Source organism: Streptomyces seoulensis, assembly GCF_004328625.1.
In the GTDB taxonomy this organism is placed as follows: Bacteria; Actinomycetota; Actinomycetes; order Streptomycetales; family Streptomycetaceae; genus Streptomyces; species Streptomyces seoulensis.
In genome coordinates this window covers 6282150-6300407 of sequence record NZ_CP032229.1, presented here as the reverse complement: position 1 = coordinate 6300407, position 18258 = coordinate 6282150, and the positions used below count along the sequence as shown (strand labels likewise).

Sequence of the window (18258 nt, the reverse complement as noted above, 5' to 3'; positions counted from 1 at the left end):
TCGCGGCCCAGCTCCTGGACCCGGCCCGCCCCCGCTCAGCGGGCCGGCGGGCGCGGTTCGGCCGGCTTCCCGGTCAGCTCGGCGGTGAACTGCGCGCCGGTGAGCAGCGCGAGGTTGGACAGCCAGAGCCAGATCAGGAAGACGACCGAGCCCGCGAGCGATCCGTAGAGCCTGCTGTAGCCGCCGAGCACCGAGGTGTAGAGCGCGAAGCCGCCCGAGACCATGATCCACAGGGTGGCGGCGAGCACCCCGCCGGGCAGGCTGTGACCTCGCCGCTTGGCCTGCGCCGGGCCGGTGCGGAAGACGACCACGATCAGCACGACCGCGAGGCCCAGCAGCAGGGGCCACCGCAGCAGGCGCCACACCCAGGCGACGGTGGCATCCAGGCCGAAGAAGCGTCCGGCGGCCTCGGCGACCGGCCCGGTGAGCAGCAGCACCAGGGCGCTGACCACCAGCAGGCCGAGCAGTCCCAGCGCGGTGAGCACGATCCGGTGGGCCTTGCGCAGCGGCGAGCGGTGGTCCTCGACGCGGTGCATGCGGTGCAGAGAGCGGCGGAAGACCGCGAGATAGCTGGAGGCGGACCAGATCGCGCTGGCCGTCCCGGCGACCAGCAGCGGCCAGATCGCGGCGCCGGGGCGCAGCATGCGGGCCAGTACGTCGTGGAGTTCGCCGCCGGACTCGGCCGGGGCGTAGGCGGTGACCTGGGTGATGAACCGTTCCGCCGTGCCGGGGCTGATCAGCGCGAAGGCGATGACGGTGACCAGGAGGGCGGGCAGCACGGTGAGGATGGAGTAGTAGGTGAGGGCGGCGGCGTCGTCGGAGACGTCGTCGCGCCACATGGACAGCGGCGTGCGGCGCAGCGCCGGGCCCCAGTCGGCGGGACGGGGCGTGGGCGGCCGGGTGGCGGCGGGGACGTGTGGTTCAGCGGACATGCGGTACCTGGTGGGGTCGGGCGCTCAGACGCACCCGGCCGTGGACGGGACAGGGGGCGGCGGCCGATTCGGCCCGGCCGAGGAGCCGGGTGACGCCGGGCAGCACGGCGTCGGGGGTGGTGTCGGGCTGGAGCCAGAGGTGCAATCGTACGGTGATCCGGCCGCGTCGGGGGAGGACGCGGGCGCGGCAGCGGGCGACGCCGTCCAGGGCGGCCGCGTCCCGGGCGACCGCCTCTTCCAGGGCGCGGGCGCGCACGGTGGAGCCGGGTGCGGGGAGGGCGATCAGGGAGCGTCCGCCGCCGTGGAACTGGCGGGCGCACCACAGGGCACCGAGCGCGGTGGCGGCGACGGAGGCGGCCAGCACGGTGGGCGTCCACCAGGCCCGGCTGCGCAGGTCGAGGACGCGGGCGGGGCTCAGGAAGGTGACGTCGCCGGGGAGTTCCGGCCACCAGGCGGGCATCCGGGTGCCGAGGGCGGGGTCGGCGGTGGCCAGCCAGGTGCCGGCGGCCAGCAGGGCGAGCCCGGTGGCGGCGAGGACGCAGCGGTTGAGTGCGGTGCGCATCAGCTCCCTCCGGCGGGTGCCACGGCCCCGAGGGGCACCGGTGCGGTCTCGGCCGGGGGCGGGGTCCACACCGGCAGGGGGCGTACGGCGACCCGCAGCCGCAGCGGGCGGCGCAGTCCGCACTCGGCGAGGGCGCGGCGCGCGGCGTCGGTGATCTGGTCCCGGGCGGCGGCGCGGTCCCCGAAGGCGAGGGCGGCGCGGACGGTGGCGCGGCGGCGCCGGACCCGTACGGCCACGGTGTCGACGCCCTCGGTCCCGGCGGCCGTGTCCCGCAGAAGCGCGGCGACGGCCCCACGGTCGACGGCGACCCGGGTGGCCGGCGCCGGGGAGTGGGCGGTGAGCAGGCCGCGCCGGCCGGGGGTGACGGAGAGGACGATCAGCCAGACGCCGAGCAGGGCGCAGCCGAGGGCGGCGGCGGTGACCGGGGGTTCGCCGGGGCCGTGCACATAGAGCCAGTGCAGGGCGCCGGTGCGCCAGAGGGCGGCCGGGCGGTGGCCGGTGTGCACCAGGATCAGGTCGGTGGCGAGGGCGCCGCAGGTCAGGGTGGCGAGCAGGGTGAGCACGCCGAGGGGCAGCCGGCGCTGGGACCACCAGCGGCGCGGGACGCGGGTGCGGGAGGGCGCGGGGGTGGTTTCCGTGGCCCCCTCCGGTTCCGGTGTGCGGGCCGGGGTGAGCGCGGTGACGCCGACGCGGGCCGTGCGGACGTCCAGGCCGGTCAGCTCGCCGGTGCGGGCGGTGACATGGTCCTGGACGCGGCGCACGGTGGGGGTGAGCGGCGCCGGGTAGGGCAGGGCGACGTCGACGGCGACCTCGGCCCGGCCGCCGCGCACGGCGGCCGAGGAGCCGGTCGCCCGCGCGGCGCCGTCGGGCAGCGCCTCGATGACAGCGCGGCCCGCGATCCGGCGGACGGCACGGTCGGAGACCGTGGTGGTGCCGCGCCGTTCGGGGGTGGTCATCGGCGGCCCCGATCGAAGGCGTGCCGCAGGTCCTCGGGACGCCCGCCCCGGTCGAACCAGTACCCGACCGCGTAGCCCACCGCGCCGAGCGCGGCCACGAGCAGGAACGCACCGAAACCGCCGAACCAGCCGGCGAACGCCAGCGCGATGCCGGCGATGAGCCCTACCAGCGCTCTGTCCATCTCTCCGTCCCCTTCTTCCCTGCGTCTTTCCTGCTTTTTCCTGCTCCGCCGCACGGCCCCGCCGCACGGCTCCCGCACGCGGCGGGCCGCCCCCCGGTGTCAGGCGACGCGGGAGGTGGTCTCCGGGGCGCTGTCCTCGTCGTCGGGCAGGTGGACGTCGTTGATGGTGACGTTGACCTCGACGACCTCCAGGCCGGTGATCCGCTCGACCGCGTCGATGACGTTCTCCCGGACGTCGCGGGCGAGGTCGGCGATCGGGACGCCGTACTCCACGACGAGGTCGAGGTCGATGGCGGTCTGCCGCTCGCCCACCTCGACCTTGACGCCCCGGCCGACGTTGGAGCGGCCGCCGGGGACGCGGTCGCGGACGGCGCCGATGGTGCGGGAGAGGCCACCGCCCATGGCGTGCACCCCGGGGATCTCGCGCGCGGCCACTCCGGCGACCTTGACGACGACGACATCGGCGATGGAGGTCCGGCCGCGCGTGGCGGCGGGCTCACCGGCTCCGCTGGTGCCGCCCGCGAGGGCCGTGGTGGCCGGGGGCTGCTTGGTGGTGGGGGCCGTGGGGGCGATACCGGTGTCGGACGCGTTCTGGACGCTCATGACCAGGTCCTCTCGATGGGCCGTACTGCTGTTGTCGTTCCGTTGGACCCGGCCGGTCCACGAATGTGACGCGGATTCCCGGATTTTCTCCGCTGAAGCCTCTCCGGCCCCGGCTGACGCGCCCCGCGACCTGCATCCACCTGGGTTTTCGCGCCTGAAGTAGCCGATGGGGGGCACGGCAGGAATGGGACGCGGCGGATTCCGCGTCACACAGCCCCCTCCGAGGTGTCGAAGGGGGCAGGACGACGGAGAGGAGCCGCCCGGTGCCGGGGGTCCGCAGACAGTTCGCGTATCCGGAAGCGGAACGCGCGCCCGACGACAGTCCGCCACGACCGGCGCCCCCGGACGACGGCCTGCTGTCCGTGCGCGCGGCCGAGGGCGACGAGGAGGCGTTCGCCGTGCTGGTGCGCGAGCACGCCCCGGCGCTGGTCGGCCTCGCCACCCGGCTGCTGGGCGACAGCGCCGAGGCGGAGGACGCGGTGCAGGACGCCTTCATCAGCGCCTGGCGCCGGCTGCCGGAGTTCCGGCGCCAGTCGTCCTTCGGCACCTGGATGTACCGCATCGTCACCAACCGCTGCCTGAACGTCCTGAGGGCCCGCCGGCCGGTGACGTCGCTGGAGGCGGCCGGGGAGTTCGCGGCACCGGAGCACGACTCCCCCGAGCGGGTCACCGAGGCGCGGGACGCGGTGCGCGGGATGCGCCGGGCGCTGGACGACCTTTCGGCGGAGCAGCGGGCCTGCTGGGTGCTGCGCGAACTGGACGGACATTCCTACGAGTTCATCGCGGATACGGTCGGCATCAGCCAGGAGGCGGTGCGCGCCCGCGTCTTCCGCGCACGACGCTGTCTGACACGAGCACTGGGGGCCTGGCGATGACCACGCACACCGACCCGCCCGACCGGTACACCGGGCCCGACGGCGACGACGAGCGCCTCGCCTGCGGGCGGCTGCTGTCCGGGGTCTGGGACGGCTGGGAGCAGGCCGACCCCGACCCGCACCGGGCCACCTGCCCGTACTGCAAGGACGCGGTACGGGAACTGACGCTGCTGGAGTCGACCGTACGGGAGCTGCGCGAGGAGACCGATCCGGCGGAGGCCGGCTACGACCCCTCGGCGCTGACCCGGCGCGTGATGGACGTGGTCCGGATGGAGCTGCGGCCCGGCCGCCCGGTGCCGCTCGGGGACGACGACGAGGATCTGTGGGTGATGGAGGCGGTCGCCGCGCGCACCCTGCGGGCCGCCGCCGAGACGGTCGCCGGGGTCCGCGCGGGTTCCTGCCGGGTCACCCCGCCGGACGCGGGCCGGGGCGAGGTGACGGTACGCCTGGAGGTGCACGCCCCGCTGGGCGTGCCGCTGGAGGAGGTGGCCGAGGAGGTGCGGCACCGGGTGGCCGGTGCGGCCCGGCTGCGGCTGGGGCTGCGGCCCGCGTCGGTGGACATCCGGATCGTCGACCTGGTGGACGATCCGGCCGGATTCGAGGAAGGGCCGGGCGATGACTGACCGCGCGCTGCGCACCACGCTCACCGAGGAGATCGCCTCGGCCGTCGGGTCGGTGCCGGGGGTGGCGTTCCTGCGGCCGGGCCTCGGCGGGCGGCTGCGCTCGGCGCTGCCGCGCGGCGCGGGCGCGGCGAACGGCGGCCGGGCGGTGCCCTCCGGGGTGCGGCTGAGCCGCCCGGACGAGGCCGGGCCGTGGCGGGTGGAGATCCATGTCGTGGCGCGCGGGCAGGTCCGCACGCTGGACGTGGCCCGTGACGTCGTGCGGGCCGTGCAGGTACGGCTGGCCGGGCTGCTGCCCGGTCAGGAGGCGCCGAAGGTCACCGTGACCGTCACCGGGCTGGTCTGATACCGGTAGCTGGCGTCGTTGTTCGTCCGGGTGACCAATCCGCGGCCGCCGTGGCCCCGGATTACGCGGGGACGGCTCCCACGACACCATGCGGGAGCCCCGTCCCGGCGCAACGTTGGAGAGGACAGTTGTGAAGGAAGCCGTCTACATCGGCAGGAACCCGGCAGCGGAACCGGACTTGCAGCAGTTGCTGCACGAGGTGGCCCTCGGTGATCAGGAGGCGTTCGCCTCGGTCTACGACACCGTGGCCGGTCCGGTGCTCGGGGTCGTCCGGGCGGTGCTGCGCGACGTCGCCCAGTCGGAGGAGGTGGCCCAGGACGTCCTGGTGGAGGTCTGGCGCACCGCTCCGCGCTACCGGGCCGACCGGGGTACCGCGATCAACTGGATTCTGACGCTCGCGCACCGGCGCGCGGTGGACCGCGTCCGCTCGGTGGAGGCGGCCGCCGCCCGTGACACCAAGGCGGCGCTGCTGGACCGTACGCCGGAGTACGACGAGGTGACCGAACAGGTGGAGTCCCGGCTGGAGCAGGAGCAGGTGCGGCGCTGTCTGCGCACGCTGACCGACCTCCAGCGGCAGTCGGTGACGCTCGCCTACTACCGGGGGCTGACCTACCGGGAAGTCGCGGAGGCGCTCGCCCTGCCGCTCGGCACCGTCAAGACTCGACTGCGCGACGGCCTCATCCGGCTGCGCGACTGCCTGGGGGTGACCGCGTGACCATGACCGATCCGCACACGCTGACGGGTGCCTACGCGCTGCACGCGCTGCCCGACGACGAGCGTGCCGACTTCGAGCGTCACCTCTCCGGCTGCCCGTCCTGCGCCCGCGAGGTGGCGGAGTTCGAGGCGGCCGCGGCCCGGCTGGCGCTGGCCGCGTCCGTGCCGGTGCGCCCGGCGATGCGGGAGGAGGTGCTGCACCGCGTCGGCTCGGTGCGCCAGCTGACGCCCGGCACCACCCCGGTGGAGCGGGTGCGCCGCAGCAGGGGCACGGCCCCGGCCCGCTGGGCGCTGGCCGCGTGCGTCGCGGCGGCCGCCGTGTTCGGCGGTACGGCGGCGTGGCAGTGGGAGCGCGCGCAGGACGCCCAGCAGCGGGCGGCGCAGGCCGAGCGACAGGCGTCCGACCTGGCCGGGGTGCTGGCCGCGCCGGACGCCAAGTCCCGCACGGTGAGAGTGGCGGGCGGTACCGGCACGGTGGTGGTCTCCGCTCAGCGGGACCGGGCGGTGTTCGTGTCGTCGAGGATGCCCGAGCCGCCCAAGGGCAAGGTGTACCAGCTCTGGTTCGACGACGGCGGCACGATGCGCGACGCCGGCCTGATGGACCCGGCACGCGCGAGCCAGTCGGTGCTGATGAAGGGCACGGTGGACGGTGCCTCGGGGGTCGGGGTGACGGTGGAGCCGGCGGGCGGCTCGGCCAGGCCGACCAGCGCCCCTGTGACGGTGCTGAGCATGCCGTCGTAGGCGGAGTGACACGAGAGGAGGGGAGCCCCGGTGGTCCGGGGCTCCCCTCCTTTCGTGGTCCGGCGTCAGCCGCGCGGGGGCAGCGGGAAGAAGCCGCTGGTGCGGGAGGCGTACTCCGCCCAGCCGGGGCGGCCGGACATCCGGCGCTCCAGCAGCCGCTTGCCGCTGCCGTTGATCAGCAGATAGCTCATCACCAGCGGCGAGACGAAGGAGACGAGGGCGGGTGCGGCTCCGCCGTCGCAGGCGATGAGGAACAGGCCCCACCAGACGCAGAAGTCGCCGAAGTAGTTGGGGTGCCGGGTGTAGCGCCACAGGCCCCGGTCCATGATGCGGCCCTTGTTGGCCGGGTCCGCCTTGAAGCGGGCCTTCTGGGCGTCGCCGACGGCCTCGAAGAAGATGCCGACCGCCCACAGGGCCGTCCCCAGCCAGGCGAGCACCGAGACGGGTCCGCCCGCGTACTGGGCGGCCTGGACCGGCAGCGAGACCAGCCAGACCAGGGCGCCCTGGAGCAGGTAGATCATGCGGAAGGCGTACAGGTTCCGGTTGCCGGACGCCTTGCCGAGCATGTCCTCGTAGCGCGGGTCCTCGCCGTGGCCCCGGCCGCGCCGCCCGATGTGGACGGCGAGCCGGAGACCCCAGACGACGGTGAGGGCGGTGACGAGGGCCCGGCGGGCGAGGTCTCCCTCGCCCGCCGACGCGCCGAACGTGGCCAGGGCGACCGCGGCGAACGCGGCGCCCCAGGCGATGTCCACGATCCGGTGCATGCCCTTGCGCACGGCGACGGCGAAGGTGATCACCATGACGCCGAGCGCGGTGAGCGCCGCCCAGCCGAGGTTGGCGGCGAAGGCGCCCCAGGCGAAGCCGCTCACACCAGGTCCCGGTACCAGTCGGCGGCCTCGGAGAGGTCCAGCCCGCTGCCGCCCGCGCCGTCCCTGCGCACGGAGAGGATCTGGTCGACGCCCATCCGGCCCTCCTCGAAGGCGAGCGCCCCGCCGACCAGGTACAGCCGCCACACGCGGGCGGTCTCGGTGCCGACCAGGGCGACGACGTCGTCCCAGCGGCGCTCCAGGGTCTCGTGCCAGGCGGCGACGGTGCGTACGTAGTGCTCGCGCATCGACTCCGTGGACCGCACCTCCAGACCGGCCGCCTCCAGGAGGTTGACGGTGTCGCCGAGGGGCCGCATGTGCATGTCGGGCGCGATGTACGCCTCGATGAACGCGCCGCCGCCGGGCGCGTTGGCGCCCCGGGACATCTGCTGGACCATCACCCGGCCGCCGGGGCGGACCATGCGGTGCAGGGCGGCGGCGAAGGCGGGGTACTCGTCGTCGCCGACGTGCTCGCCCATCTCGATGGTGGACACCGCGTCGTAGCCGGAGCCGCTGATGTCGCGGTAGTCCTGGCAGACCACCTCCACCCGGTCCTCCAGGCCGCGTTCACGGACCTGCTCACGGACGTGCGCGGCCTGCTCGCGGGCCAAGGTGACGGCGGTGACCTCGACCTTGTGCTGTTCGGCGGCGTACAGCGTGAGCGAGCCCCAGCCGCAGCCGATGTCCAGCAGCCGGGAGCCGGCGGTGAGGCCGAGCTTGCGGCAGATCAGCTCGAGCTTGGCCCGCTGGGCGTCGGCGGGATCGGCGTTCTCGCCGGCCTCGGCGGTCCAGTAGCCGCAGGAGTAGGCCATGGTGTCGTCGAGGAGGAGGCGGTAGAAGTCGTTGGAGAGGTCGTAGTGGTGGCTGATCGCGGCCCGGTCGCGGGCCTTGGTGTGCCGGCCGCCGCGCAGCCGGGCCTGGGAGGCGGGCACCGGCGGGCGGGGGCCGATCGCGCCGAGCCGTGCGGCCTCCCCGACCGCGCGGGCCCGGTCGGCCAGGGTCAGGCGCGGTGCGTGGGCGCCGCGTTCGCGGCCGGCGGCCCAGACGGTGCGCAGCCCCTCGGCGAGGTCGCCCTCCACGTCCAGCTCGCCGGTGATGTACGCCTGGGCGAGGCCGAGTTCACCGGGCTGCCAGAGCAGCCGGCGCAGCGCCCGGCGGGAGCGCAGTACGACGACGGGGGTGCCCGACGGGCCGGTCTCGCTGCCGTCCCACGCGCGCAGCCGGACCGGCAGCGGGACCCCGAGCGCGTCTTCGACGAGCGCGGCCAGCCGGTGCGCGGCGCCGGTGCGGACGGGGGTGCGGAGGTCGGTCATCGAGTGGGCTCCTTGGTGAGCAGGTACTGCTGGACATCGAGGTAGCCGGAGCGGAACCCGGCCTCGGAGTAGGCGAGGTAGAAGGTCCACAGGCGGCGGAAGACGTGGTCGAAGCCGAGGTCGTCGACCTCCTCGGCGCGCTCGGCGAACCGTTCGCGCCACAGCCTGAGGGTCTCGGCGTAGTGCGCGCCGAAGGCGTCGCGCCGGGTGACGGCGAGGCCGGTGTGCTCCCGCACGGTCTGGTCGACGGCCTCGACGGAGGGCAGCAGGCCGCCGGGGAAGATGTACTTCTGGATCCAGGTGTGGGTGTCCCGGGAGGCGAGCATCCGGTCGTGCGGCATCGTGATGGCCTGGAGGGCGACGCGGCCGCCGGGGGCGAGGCGCTCGTCGAGGGTGCGGAAGTACACGGGCCAGAACTCGGCGCCGACCGCCTCGATCATCTCCACGCTGACGATGGCGTCGTAGGTGCCCTCGGCCTCGCGGTAGTCGCACAGTTCGATGGCGACCCGGTCGGCGAGGCCGGCCTCGGCGACGCGGCGCCGGGCGAGGTCGCGCTGTTCGCGGGAGAGGGTCAGCGAGGTGACGTGGGCGCCCCGGGCGGCGGCGCGCAGCGCGAGTTCGCCCCAGCCGGTGCCGATCTCCAGCAGCCGGGTGCCCTCGCCCACCTCCGCGAGGTCCAGCAGCCGGTCGATCTTGCGGTGCTGGGCGGCGGGAAGCAGGGCGTGCTCGGCGGGGAAGCCGCGGAAGACGGCGGAGGAGTAGGTGAGGGTGTCGTCCAGGAAGAGCGCGAAGAGGTCGTTGGACAGGTCGTAGTGGCGGCTGATGTTGTCGCGGGCGCCGGTCGCGGTGTTCCGTTGGGCGGCGGGCTGGCGCAGCGCCCACAGGCGGCGCAGCCGTTGCAGCGGGGCGGGGACGAGTTCGGCGGCGTGGGAGGCGAGCACGGTGAGCGCGCCGACCAGGTCGGGGGCGTCCCACTCCCCCGCCATGTACGACTCGCCGAAGCCGATCAGGCCCGTGGTGCCGATGCGGGCGTGGAAGGCGTCCGGGTCCCGCACCTCTATGAGCGGTCCGCCCTGGCCCAGGATGGTGCCGTCGGGGAACCGTACCCACAGCGGCAGCCGGCCCAGGGCGTGCCGTACGACGGCGGCGGCGACGGTACGCACCGGCCGGGACGCCTTGGGCACGGCGGCCACGTCGGGCCAGCGGCCGGCGTCCACCGGGGCCGGGACCGCCGCCGCGGCGGTCCTGGTCGTGGGGCGGGGGTGGGCTGTGGTCATGTGGCGTTCTCCGGGTCGTGGCGGACCTGGCGCGGCTGCACCGGCAGGCCCCTGAGGAAAAGGCGGATGCCGTGGAAACGGATGGCGGCCGACACCGCGAGGGTCGACCAGGGGTGACGCAGGGAGAGCCGCAGCAGCGCGCCCGTCGTGGCGGGGCGGCGGGTGCCGTGGACGGTCGCGGTGAAGGGCGGGCTGCCGGGGCGGTCCAGGCGCAGGGAGAGCTGGAGGCGGTCGCCGGGCAGCGGGAGCCGCATGTGGTAGCGGCCGTCCACCGGATAGAACGGCGAGACGTAGAACTCCTTGTCCACGTCCGCCCTGCCGGCCGGGTCGGTGTGCAGCAGGTAGGCGTGGCGGCCGCCGTAGGTGTTGTGCACCTCGGCCACCACGCAGCGGGGCCGGCCGTCGGGGTCGTGGCACCAGTACAGGGTGAGGGGGTTGAAGACGTGACCGAGGACCCGCGCGTGCGTGAGCATCATGACGCGGCCCCCTTCGAGGTCGATGCCGTGCTCGGCGAGGAAACCGTCGAGCGCGGCCCGGATCGAGGGGGCACGGCCGGTGAAGTGGTCGCGGGCCCGGAAGCGGGCCAACGGGCGCAGCGGCAGCGGCAGTTCGGGTATGTGGTCGGTGTCGACGAGCCACATGTAGGTGCGGTGGCGCAGGGCGTGGTGGACGGGGGCCCGGCGGGTGTGCCGGACCACGCACGGATACAGGGCGGCCGTGCTCACCAGGTCACCCCCAGCGCCTTCGCGGCCGCGACCCCGCTGCGGCAGCCGTCCTCGTGGAACCCCCAGCCGTGGTAGGCGCCGGCGAACGCGGTGACGGAGGTGGCGAGTGCGGGCAGCCGCTGCTGGGCCGCGACCGACTCGGGGGTGTAGACGGGGTGTTCGTAGCGCATCCGGGCGAGGACGCGCGAGGGATCGACGCGGTCCTCGCCGCCGAGGGTGACGAGGTAGCGCTGGGAGGCGTCGAGACGCTGGAGCCTGTTCATGTCGTAGGTGACGCGTACCCGGTCCGAGCCCGCCGAACAACTCGGCATGAGGTAGTTCCAGGAGGCGCGGGCGCCGGCGGCCCGGGGCAGCAGGGCGGCGTCGGTGTGCAGCAGGGTGGTGTTCCGGGAGTAGCGGAAGGCGCCCAGCACCTCCTTCTCCTCGGCGGAGGCGTCACCGAGCAGCCGGAGCGCCTGGTCGGGGTGGACGGCGACGACGACGTGGTCGTAGGACTCGGTGACGCCGTCCCGCGTGGTGATGTCGACCCCGTCGGCGTGGCGCAGCACGGTGCGGACCGGGGTGCTGGTGCGGACGTCCTGCACCTCGGCGGCGACCCGGTCGACATAGCTGCGTGAGCCGCCGGTCACGGTGCGCCACACGGGTGAGCCGGTGACGGAGAGCATCCCGTGGTGGTCGAGGAACCGGAAGAGATAGGCGGCCGGGTAGTGCTGCGCGGTCTCGGCGTCGCAGGACCAGACGCAGGAGACCAGCGGGGTCATGAAGTGGGCCCGGAAGTACGGGGAGAAGCCCGACCGGTCCATGAACTCGCCCAGGGTCATCGTGGAGTGGCCGCCGTGCTCCAGCAGGGCGCGGGCGGCCCGGTGGAAGGCGGTCACCTCGGCGAGCATGCGCAGGTAGGAGCCGCGCAGCAGGTTGCGGGGCTGGGCGAGCAGGCCGCGGGCGCCGCGCGCGCCGGCGTACTCCAGGCCGCAGCCCTCGCACCGCACCGACATGCTCATCTCCGACTCCTGCGTGGCGACGCCGAGTTCACGGAAGAGGCGGAGCAGGTTCGGGTAGGTGCGCCGGTTGTGCACGATGAATCCGGAGTCGACCCGGTGGATGCGGCCGTCCGGGGCTATGAGGTCGTGCGTGTGGGCGTGGCCGCCGAGGCGGTCGTCCGCCTCGTACAGGGTGACGTGGTGGGCCCGGCGCAGCACATGGGCGGCGGTGAGTCCGGCGACTCCGCTGCCCACGACGGCGGTTCGGCGCATCGTGCTTTCCCTTCGAGAAAGTGGGCGTCAGGGGTGGAAAGGGCTGCGCGCCCGCCCGCTCCGGGGACCCGGAGCGGGCGGGCGCTGCCGGGGTGGGGTCAGCTCTTGGGCATCAGGACGGTGTCGATGATGTACACGTTGGCGTTGGAGGTCTTGACGTTGCCGCAGACGACCTTGGCGGAGTCGTTCACGGTGTACGACTCGCCCGAGCCGGAGGTCATGACCTTCGACTTCTCCAGGGTGTCGAAGGAGCCGTTCTCCAGGTCCTTCGGCGCCAGCTTCTTGCCGACGACGTGGTAGGTCAGGATCTTGGTGAGCTGGGCCTTGTCGTTGAGCACCTTGTCCAGGGTGGCCTTCGGGATCTTGTTGAAGGCGTCGTTGGTCGGCGCGAACACCGTGATGTTCTGGGCGTTGTTGAGCGTGTCGACCAGACCGGCCTTCTTCACGGCCGCGACCAGCGTGGACAGGGCCGGGTTGTTGGAGGCGGCGGTGGCCACCGGGTCCTTGGACATGCCGTCGAAGGAACCCGCACCGTTCTTCGGCACCGAGGAACACGCCGGGCCGAACGGCTGGTCCATGGAGCCGGCACCCATGCTCTGACTCGCCATGGGCGAGGAGGCGGCCGCGGAGGAGTCGGACTTCCCGCTGTCCTTGGAGTCGCTGGAGGAGCAGGCGCTCAGCGCGAGGGGCAGCACCGCGGCGGCGGCGAGGGTGACGGCGGCACGGCGGGTGCGGGTGGTGGTCATCATCTGTACGTCATCTCCTGATGGGGGCGCGACGGATGCCGCGCCGATGGTCGTCACGGGTGAAACTGAGCCGGGGCGGAGGGGAGGCGGGCGGCGCCGGTGGAGTCGGGGCGGCTCGTGGCAGTCGGCGCCCCGACTCCTCCGAAGAGCGGTCCGCGCGGCGCGCCCAGTGCGAAGCGCGCCGGGGCGGCCGGCGACCGTTGGTACCGCTCTTCATCCCTCACACAGGGAATCCGGACCTGCCGCCGAAGCGGATTGGTCACTCCCCCGATCAGGTGAAAGAAAGATCGAAACCAATCCGCCGGCCCTCCGGCACCGGATCTATCGCCGCCCGTCCCCAGACCCCGCCTCCGGGACCCGGGAGGCGCCCCCAGGCCGCCGCGCTTACGATCCCCACGTGGCAGAGATTCCCGACAGCCTCATCGCCCTGGAACGGTCCGCCGAGGTGGAGCGGGCCAAGCTGGCCGGTCTCACCGGGAGCGAGTACGACGCCCAGCGGCGCCGCTGGCGCACGGCGTACGACGCCGTGTGCGCGGCCATCGCCGACCGGTCGGCGGAGACCGGTGAGGACCGCGGCGCGCTGGAGCGGTCGGTCCAGGAAGCGGTACGGCACAGCCACGAGGACCCCGCGGTCGAGTAGCCCCCCCCCGTCACGGAGCACTCCGGCATGCGGGGACCGCGGTCCTGGGCCACGCTCGGGACATGGCTGCGGACATCCCCGTCGTGATCTACCCGCCCGCCCCGGACGGCGGCAGGCGGGTGCGTATCGGGGACCGGTTCGTCGGCATGGCCTACACCGTGCTGGACGTCGTGGAGTTCCTGCGCCGGGCCGGCCCCGAGGTCCTGGCGTCGATCGAGGAGACGGACGTGGTCGGCGCGGGGTGGATCGAATGGCGGGGCGCGGGCCCGCGGGAGTGGCCCCGCTGAAGAGGGGAACCCGGCCAGCCACCGGCGGCGAACTGCCGTACCGGCGGCCCGGGATGCTCGGGCAAGGACAGCCTGGCCCAGATGAGAGCGCGAGCCGGAGCACCGTGACGGACACCGGCCCGCCAGGTCCGAACGCTATGAGGAGCGAGTGTCATGCCCAAGCAGATCGAGCACGTCATCCGGGACATCGAGGGCCGCACCTCGCTCGACGCCCTCACCGGTCCGGCGGCCAAGCTGGTGAACAAGGTGACGCAGCCGACCGCCGTCAAGAACGCGCTCTCCGGCACCTGGCTGGGCCACGCGCTGCACCCGGTGCTGACAGATGTGCCCATCGGCGCCTGGGGCATGGCCACGGTGCTGGACCTGACGGCGGGCGAGCGCGGCGCCGTGGCGGCCCGCAAACTCGTCGGCTTCGGTCTGCTCGCCGTGGTGCCGACGGCCGCGAGCGGCGCCTCCGACTGGGCGGACACCATCGGCGGCCCGCAGCGGGTCGGCCTGGTCCACGGGATGCTCAACAGTGCGGCGACCGTGCTCCAAACCGCGTCCTGGGTGGCCCGGCTGGCCGGCCGCCGGCGCGCCGGTGTGGTGCTGAGCGGGGTGGGCCTCGGACTGACCGGCGCCTCGGCCTACCTGGGCGGCCACCTGTCGTACGTGAACGGCATCGGCGTCAATCACACGGCGTTCGAGGAGCCGAACGGCAAGTGGACGGACGTGGCGGCGCTGACCGCGCTGGAGGAGGACAAGCCGCTGCGGGTCGACGCGGCCGGTGTCCCGGTGGTGCTGGTGCGGCACGGCAGCACGGTGAACGCCCTCTCGGCCACCTGCACGCACGCCGGCGGCCCGCTGGACGAGGGCACGGTGGACGCGGACGGCTGCCTGCACTGCCCCTGGCACGGCAGCGCGTTCCGGCTCTCCGACGGCGAGGTGACGCGGGGTCCGGCGACGGTGCCGCAGCCGGACTGGGACGTGAAGATCTCCCAGGAGCGGGTGCTGGTGCGGGCCGCGAACGCCTGAACCGGCCGGTCGGGTGAGGCGGCGCCGGGATGACGAACCGTATCCGCACGGTGGGGCACTCCACGCGTGACTTCGACGAGCTGGTGACGATGCTGCGGAACAACGGCATCACCCATCTGGTCGATGTGCGCTCGTTCCCCTCCTCGCGGAAGTTCCCGCAGTGGAACCGGCAGGCCATCGAGGAGGCGCTGCCGCCCGACATCGAGTACCGCTGGATTCCGCAGCTGGGCGGGCGGCGGCACACGCCCAAGGACGTGCCGAGTCCCAACGGCGTCTGGCGGGTCAAGGCGTTCCGGGACTACGCCGACCACATGGCCACGGACGAGTTCCAGGAGGGCCTCGGCGAACTGCTGGAGCTGGCCGAGCACGGCCGGCCCGCCATCATGTGCAGCGAGGCGGTGCCCTGGCGCTGCCACCGCAGGCTCATCACCGACGCGCTGCTCACGGCGGGCGCGGACGTGGACCACATCATGTCGGCGACGAGCACGAAGCCGGCGTCGCTGAACGAGAACGCGCGCGTCGAGGACGGGCGTCTCACCTACCCGCCGCCCACGGGTCCCGCCGGGGAGGAACCGTGAGCCGGCGCGGAGGCCGGCTGGAGCGCGCCTGGGAGTGGCTCGCCCTTCGCAAGCTGATCCGGCGCGGCCAGGAGCTGGAACTGCTGCACCGGGCCATGGGCTTCGCCACCCTCGCGCTGGTGACCCTGGCCCCGCTGCTGATCGTCGTCGCCGCCGCCGACCCACTGGTGCGCGGCGGCTTCCCGTCCTGGCTGTCGGACGGCATGGGGCTGTCGGGCCGCTCCGCGAAGGTGCTCAACGAGGTCTTCAGCCCGCCGCGCGAGGTCATCGGCACCACCAGCGCGTGGAGCATCCTGATGCTCGCGGTGTTCGGGGTGTCCTTCGGCGGGAGCGTGCAGAACGGGTTCGAGCGCATCTGGGGGCTGCCCGCCGGGCGCTGGCACCGGGTGTGGCGGCAGGCGACCTGGCTGCTGGTGCTGATGGCGTACCTGTACCAGGAGGTGCAGACGGGCACCACGATGCACGGATTCTCCCGGGTCTTCCTCACCACGCTGACCACGGTCCTCTTCTTCTGGTGGGGGCCGTGGTTCCTGCTGGGCGGCCAGGTCCGCTGGCGTGTTCTGCTGCCGGGCGCTCTCGCCAGTCTGCTCGGGCTGGTGGGGCTGCGCGCCTTCTCCACCCTGGTCTTCACCCCGCTGATCGTGACCAACGCGCTGAGCTACGGGGCGGTCGGCACCGTGCTGGTCGTGTCGTCCTGGCTGATCGGCGTGGGGTTCGTGGTGTACGGGGGCGCGCTGTTCGGCCGCTGGTTCACCGAGCACCACTGGGTGCCGTCCCACGACGACGAGGAGCCGGAGGGGCGCGAGGACGGCGGCTGAGTGGGCGGGAGCGGGCGGCGGGGGCAGCATGGAGGGGTAACGGTCCCGAGCTGTCGGGCGACGCCCGTACCGGTTGGGTGGAGGTGGCGGGATGGCAGTGGACTCCTACCAGTCGGACGAGGAGCACGACGCCGGGGACCCCCGGCCGACGGGGCTGCTGGATCTGCTGAGCGTGGCCGCGGTGGTCCTGGACACCCGCGGGCGCATCGTCTTCTGGACCCCGCAGGCGGAGGATCTCTTCGGCTACACCTCCGAGGAGGCACTCGGCGCGGAAGCCGGCCGACTGCTGGTGTCACCGGGCCGGATGGAGTCGGCGGTACGGCTGTTCAGCGAGGTGCTGGCCACCGGCCAGGGCTGGGCGGGCGCCTTCCCGGTGCGGCGCAAGGACGGCTCCAGCCGGCTGACCGAGTTCCGCACCATGCGGTTGCTCGACGACGAGGGGGAGGTGTACGCGCTCGGCATCGCCGCGGACCGGAACCTGCTCCAGCGCGTGGAGACCGACCTCGCGCTGTGCGAGCGGCTGATCTACCAGTCCCCCATCGGGCTCGCCCTGCTCGACCCCGACCTGAAGTTCCTGCTGGTCAACCCGGCACTGGAGCGGATCGACGGCATGCCGGCCGCCGAGCACGTGGGCCGGAGTCTGCGCGAGACGCTGCCGCTGACGGACATCGAGACCGTGGAGTCGGCACTGCGCCAGGTCCTCACCACCGGCACCCCGCTGCTGGACCAGTACCACGTGGGGCAGCCCCGCAACGATCCCGGACGGCAGCATGCCTGGTCGCTGTCGTTCTACCGGTTGGAGGACGCGAGCGGCCGGGTGCTGGGGGCGGCCGTCTCCGTCGTGGACGTGACGGAGCGGCACCAGGCGGCCGGGGAGGCGGACCGGGCGCGCAGACGGCTGGCGGTCATCGCGGACGCCTCCGCGCGGATCGGCACCACCCTGGAGGTGGAGCGCACGGCGCGCGAGCTGGCCGAGGTGGCGGCGCCGGTGCTGGCGGACGTGGTCGCGGTGGACGTCCTGGACTCGGCGCTGGCCTGCCGCCGGATGAGCAGCCCGGACCACGGGCCCGAGCTGTTCCGGGCGCTCGCCCTGAAGGCGGCGCATCCGACCGTGGCGACGCGCGCCGCCGACCCGCCGGGCGACCTGGCCGCCTATGACGGGGACCGGCTGGTGACGCTGTGCGTGCACACCGGGCGTCCGGTGCTGATCCCGCATGTGCAGCCCGCCGACCTGCCGCGGATCGCCCGGGACGCGGACGGCGAGGCGCTGCTGGCGGAGGCGGGCGTGCACTCGTACCTGGCGGTGCCGCTGATCGCGCACGGAGAGGTGCTGGGCGCGCTGGACCTGAAGCGGACCCGCAACCCGCTGCCGTTCGACGAGGACGACGTGGTGCTGGCGGCCGAGATAGCGGGCCGGGCCGGGGTGGCGATCGACAACGCGCGCTGGTTCCAGAGCGTGCGCAACACCGCGCTCACCCTCCAGCGCAGCCTGCTGCCCGACCACTCCCCCCGCCACACCGGCCTGGAGGTGGCCTCCCGTTACGAGCCAGCGCAGGCCACCAGCGAGGTGGGCGGCGACTGGTACGACGTGATCCCGCTGGACGGCGACCGCACGGCCCTGGTGGTCGGCGACGTGATGGGCAACGGCATCGACGCGGCCGCCACCATGGGCCGGCTGCGCACCGCGACCTGCGCCTACGCCGACCTGGACCTGGCCCCGGAGGCGGTGCTGCGCCACCTGGACAAGATCACCTGCGACCTGGAGCACTACATCGTCACCTGTCTGTACGCGGTGTACGACCCGGCCACCAACAGCTGCACGGTCGCCAACGCCGGGCATGTGCCGCCCGCCCTGGCCCGGCCTGGCCGGCCCCCGGTGTTCCTGGACCTGCCGACCGCCGCGCCGCTCGGGGTGGGCGGGGTGCCGTTCGAGGCGGTCACCGTCCCGATGGAGCCGGGCGATCTGCTGGTGCTGTACACCGACGGGCTGGTGGAGACACGGCAGCACGCCATCGACGACCGGCTGGACACACTGCTGTCCCTGCTGGGCGAACCCGGCGCCTCGCTGGAGGCGGTCTGCGACCGGCTGGTGCACGGCCTGCGCCATGCCGACGACCACGACGACGTGGCCCTGCTGCTCGCACGGGTGGTGGACCATCCGTAGCGCCGCCGCGTGGTGGGGTCCGGTGGGTGGTGCGACGCTGGAGTGC

22 protein-coding genes are annotated in these 18258 nt (G+C 73.9%); 11 read left to right on the top strand and 11 right to left on the bottom strand.

Annotation, left to right across the window (positions count from 1 at the left end):
- Positions 1-35: 35 nt before the first annotated feature.
- The 5 genes from D0Z67_RS28865 to D0Z67_RS28845 form a co-directional block, all read right to left on the bottom strand.
- Complete coding sequence (locus D0Z67_RS28865) at positions 36-932, bottom strand: YihY/virulence factor BrkB family protein (RefSeq protein WP_031179560.1); 897 nt, start codon at positions 930-932, stop codon at positions 36-38.
- Positions 922-1494, bottom strand: coding sequence for a hypothetical protein (locus tag D0Z67_RS28860; RefSeq protein WP_031179559.1), 573 nt, complete (start codon positions 1492-1494; stop codon positions 922-924). Before D0Z67_RS28860 ends, D0Z67_RS28865 begins: the two co-directional genes overlap by 11 nt.
- Positions 1494-2450, bottom strand: coding sequence for a DUF6286 domain-containing Asp23/Gls24 family envelope stress response protein (locus tag D0Z67_RS28855; protein ID WP_031179558.1), 957 nt, complete (start codon positions 2448-2450; stop codon positions 1494-1496). The genes D0Z67_RS28860 and D0Z67_RS28855 overlap by 1 nt, the downstream gene beginning before the upstream one ends.
- Positions 2447-2632, bottom strand: a complete 186-nt coding sequence (locus tag D0Z67_RS28850) for a hypothetical protein (RefSeq protein ID WP_031179557.1) — start codon at positions 2630-2632, stop codon at positions 2447-2449. The genes D0Z67_RS28855 and D0Z67_RS28850 overlap by 4 nt, the downstream gene beginning before the upstream one ends.
- A gap of 99 nt (positions 2633-2731) precedes the next feature.
- Positions 2732-3235, bottom strand: a complete 504-nt coding sequence (locus D0Z67_RS28845) for an Asp23/Gls24 family envelope stress response protein (protein WP_031179556.1) — start codon at positions 3233-3235, stop codon at positions 2732-2734.
- Positions 3236-3498: 263 nt separating this feature from the next.
- On the opposite strand from D0Z67_RS28845, the gene D0Z67_RS28840 reads away from it, so the two are divergent.
- From D0Z67_RS28840 to D0Z67_RS28820, 5 genes are all read left to right on the top strand, one after another.
- On the top strand, positions 3499-4110 hold the full coding sequence (locus tag D0Z67_RS28840) for an RNA polymerase sigma factor (RefSeq protein WP_031179555.1): 612 nt from the start codon (positions 3499-3501) through the stop codon (positions 4108-4110).
- The gene (locus tag D0Z67_RS28835; RefSeq protein WP_031179554.1) at positions 4107-4733 is read left to right on the top strand and encodes an Asp23/Gls24 family envelope stress response protein; all 627 of its coding nucleotides are present in this window, start codon (positions 4107-4109) and stop codon (positions 4731-4733) included. The genes D0Z67_RS28840 and D0Z67_RS28835 overlap by 4 nt, the downstream gene beginning before the upstream one ends.
- Positions 4726-5076 (top strand): hypothetical protein, encoded by a 351-nt coding sequence (locus D0Z67_RS28830; protein ID WP_031179553.1) that lies wholly within the window; start codon positions 4726-4728, stop codon positions 5074-5076. The genes D0Z67_RS28835 and D0Z67_RS28830 overlap by 8 nt, the downstream gene beginning before the upstream one ends.
- Before the next feature lie 130 nt (positions 5077-5206).
- Positions 5207-5791, top strand: coding sequence for a sigma-70 family RNA polymerase sigma factor (locus D0Z67_RS28825; protein ID WP_031179552.1), 585 nt, complete (start codon positions 5207-5209; stop codon positions 5789-5791).
- Entirely contained in the window at positions 5788-6531 is a 744-nt protein-coding gene (locus D0Z67_RS28820) for an anti-sigma factor (RefSeq protein WP_031179551.1), read from the top strand. Before D0Z67_RS28825 ends, D0Z67_RS28820 begins: the two co-directional genes overlap by 4 nt.
- 65 nt (positions 6532-6596) lie before the next feature.
- Here D0Z67_RS28820 and D0Z67_RS28815 read toward each other — a convergent pair whose 3' ends face one another.
- The 6 genes from D0Z67_RS28815 to D0Z67_RS28790 form a co-directional block, all read right to left on the bottom strand.
- Positions 6597-7400: a DUF1295 domain-containing protein gene (locus D0Z67_RS28815; protein ID WP_031179550.1), complete on the bottom strand. Its 804-nt coding sequence runs from the start codon at positions 7398-7400 to the stop codon at positions 6597-6599.
- Complete coding sequence (locus tag D0Z67_RS28810; RefSeq protein ID WP_031179549.1) at positions 7397-8710, bottom strand: SAM-dependent methyltransferase; 1314 nt, start codon at positions 8708-8710, stop codon at positions 7397-7399. Before D0Z67_RS28810 ends, D0Z67_RS28815 begins: the two co-directional genes overlap by 4 nt.
- Complete coding sequence (locus tag D0Z67_RS28805; protein WP_031179548.1) at positions 8707-9987, bottom strand: SAM-dependent methyltransferase; 1281 nt, start codon at positions 9985-9987, stop codon at positions 8707-8709. Before D0Z67_RS28805 ends, D0Z67_RS28810 begins: the two co-directional genes overlap by 4 nt.
- A complete protein-coding gene (locus D0Z67_RS28800) occupies positions 9984-10715 on the bottom strand; it encodes a DUF1365 domain-containing protein (RefSeq protein ID WP_031179581.1) in 732 nt (243 codons plus the stop codon). Before D0Z67_RS28800 ends, D0Z67_RS28805 begins: the two co-directional genes overlap by 4 nt.
- Positions 10709-11965 carry an NAD(P)/FAD-dependent oxidoreductase gene (locus D0Z67_RS28795; protein ID WP_031179547.1) on the bottom strand — a complete coding sequence of 419 codons (1257 nt, stop codon included), beginning with the start codon at positions 11963-11965 and terminating at the stop codon, positions 10709-10711. The genes D0Z67_RS28800 and D0Z67_RS28795 overlap by 7 nt, the downstream gene beginning before the upstream one ends.
- A gap of 98 nt (positions 11966-12063) precedes the next feature.
- Complete coding sequence (locus tag D0Z67_RS28790) at positions 12064-12714, bottom strand: fasciclin domain-containing protein (RefSeq protein WP_244942375.1); 651 nt, start codon at positions 12712-12714, stop codon at positions 12064-12066.
- Between the two features lie 394 nt (positions 12715-13108).
- On the opposite strand from D0Z67_RS28790, the gene D0Z67_RS28785 reads away from it, so the two are divergent.
- The 6 genes from D0Z67_RS28785 (at position 13109) to D0Z67_RS28760 (ending at position 18212) form a co-directional block, all read left to right on the top strand.
- The gene (locus D0Z67_RS28785; protein ID WP_031179545.1) at positions 13109-13351 is read left to right on the top strand and encodes a hypothetical protein; all 243 of its coding nucleotides are present in this window, start codon (positions 13109-13111) and stop codon (positions 13349-13351) included.
- Between the two features lie 62 nt (positions 13352-13413).
- On the top strand, positions 13414-13638 hold the full coding sequence (locus D0Z67_RS28780) for a hypothetical protein (protein WP_031179544.1): 225 nt from the start codon (positions 13414-13416) through the stop codon (positions 13636-13638).
- A 153-nt stretch (positions 13639-13791) separates the two neighbouring features.
- Positions 13792-14652, top strand: a complete 861-nt coding sequence (locus tag D0Z67_RS28775) for a Rieske (2Fe-2S) protein (protein WP_031179543.1) — start codon at positions 13792-13794, stop codon at positions 14650-14652.
- Positions 14653-14681: 29 nt separating this feature from the next.
- Positions 14682-15230 (top strand): DUF488 domain-containing protein, encoded by a 549-nt coding sequence (locus D0Z67_RS28770; RefSeq protein ID WP_031179542.1) that lies wholly within the window; start codon positions 14682-14684, stop codon positions 15228-15230.
- Entirely contained in the window at positions 15227-16048 is an 822-nt protein-coding gene (locus D0Z67_RS28765) for a hypothetical protein (protein WP_031179541.1), read from the top strand. The genes D0Z67_RS28770 and D0Z67_RS28765 overlap by 4 nt, the downstream gene beginning before the upstream one ends.
- 91 nt (positions 16049-16139) lie before the next feature.
- On the top strand, positions 16140-18212 hold the full coding sequence (locus tag D0Z67_RS28760) for a SpoIIE family protein phosphatase (protein WP_031179540.1): 2073 nt from the start codon (positions 16140-16142) through the stop codon (positions 18210-18212).
- Positions 18213-18258: the final 46 nt, after the last annotated feature.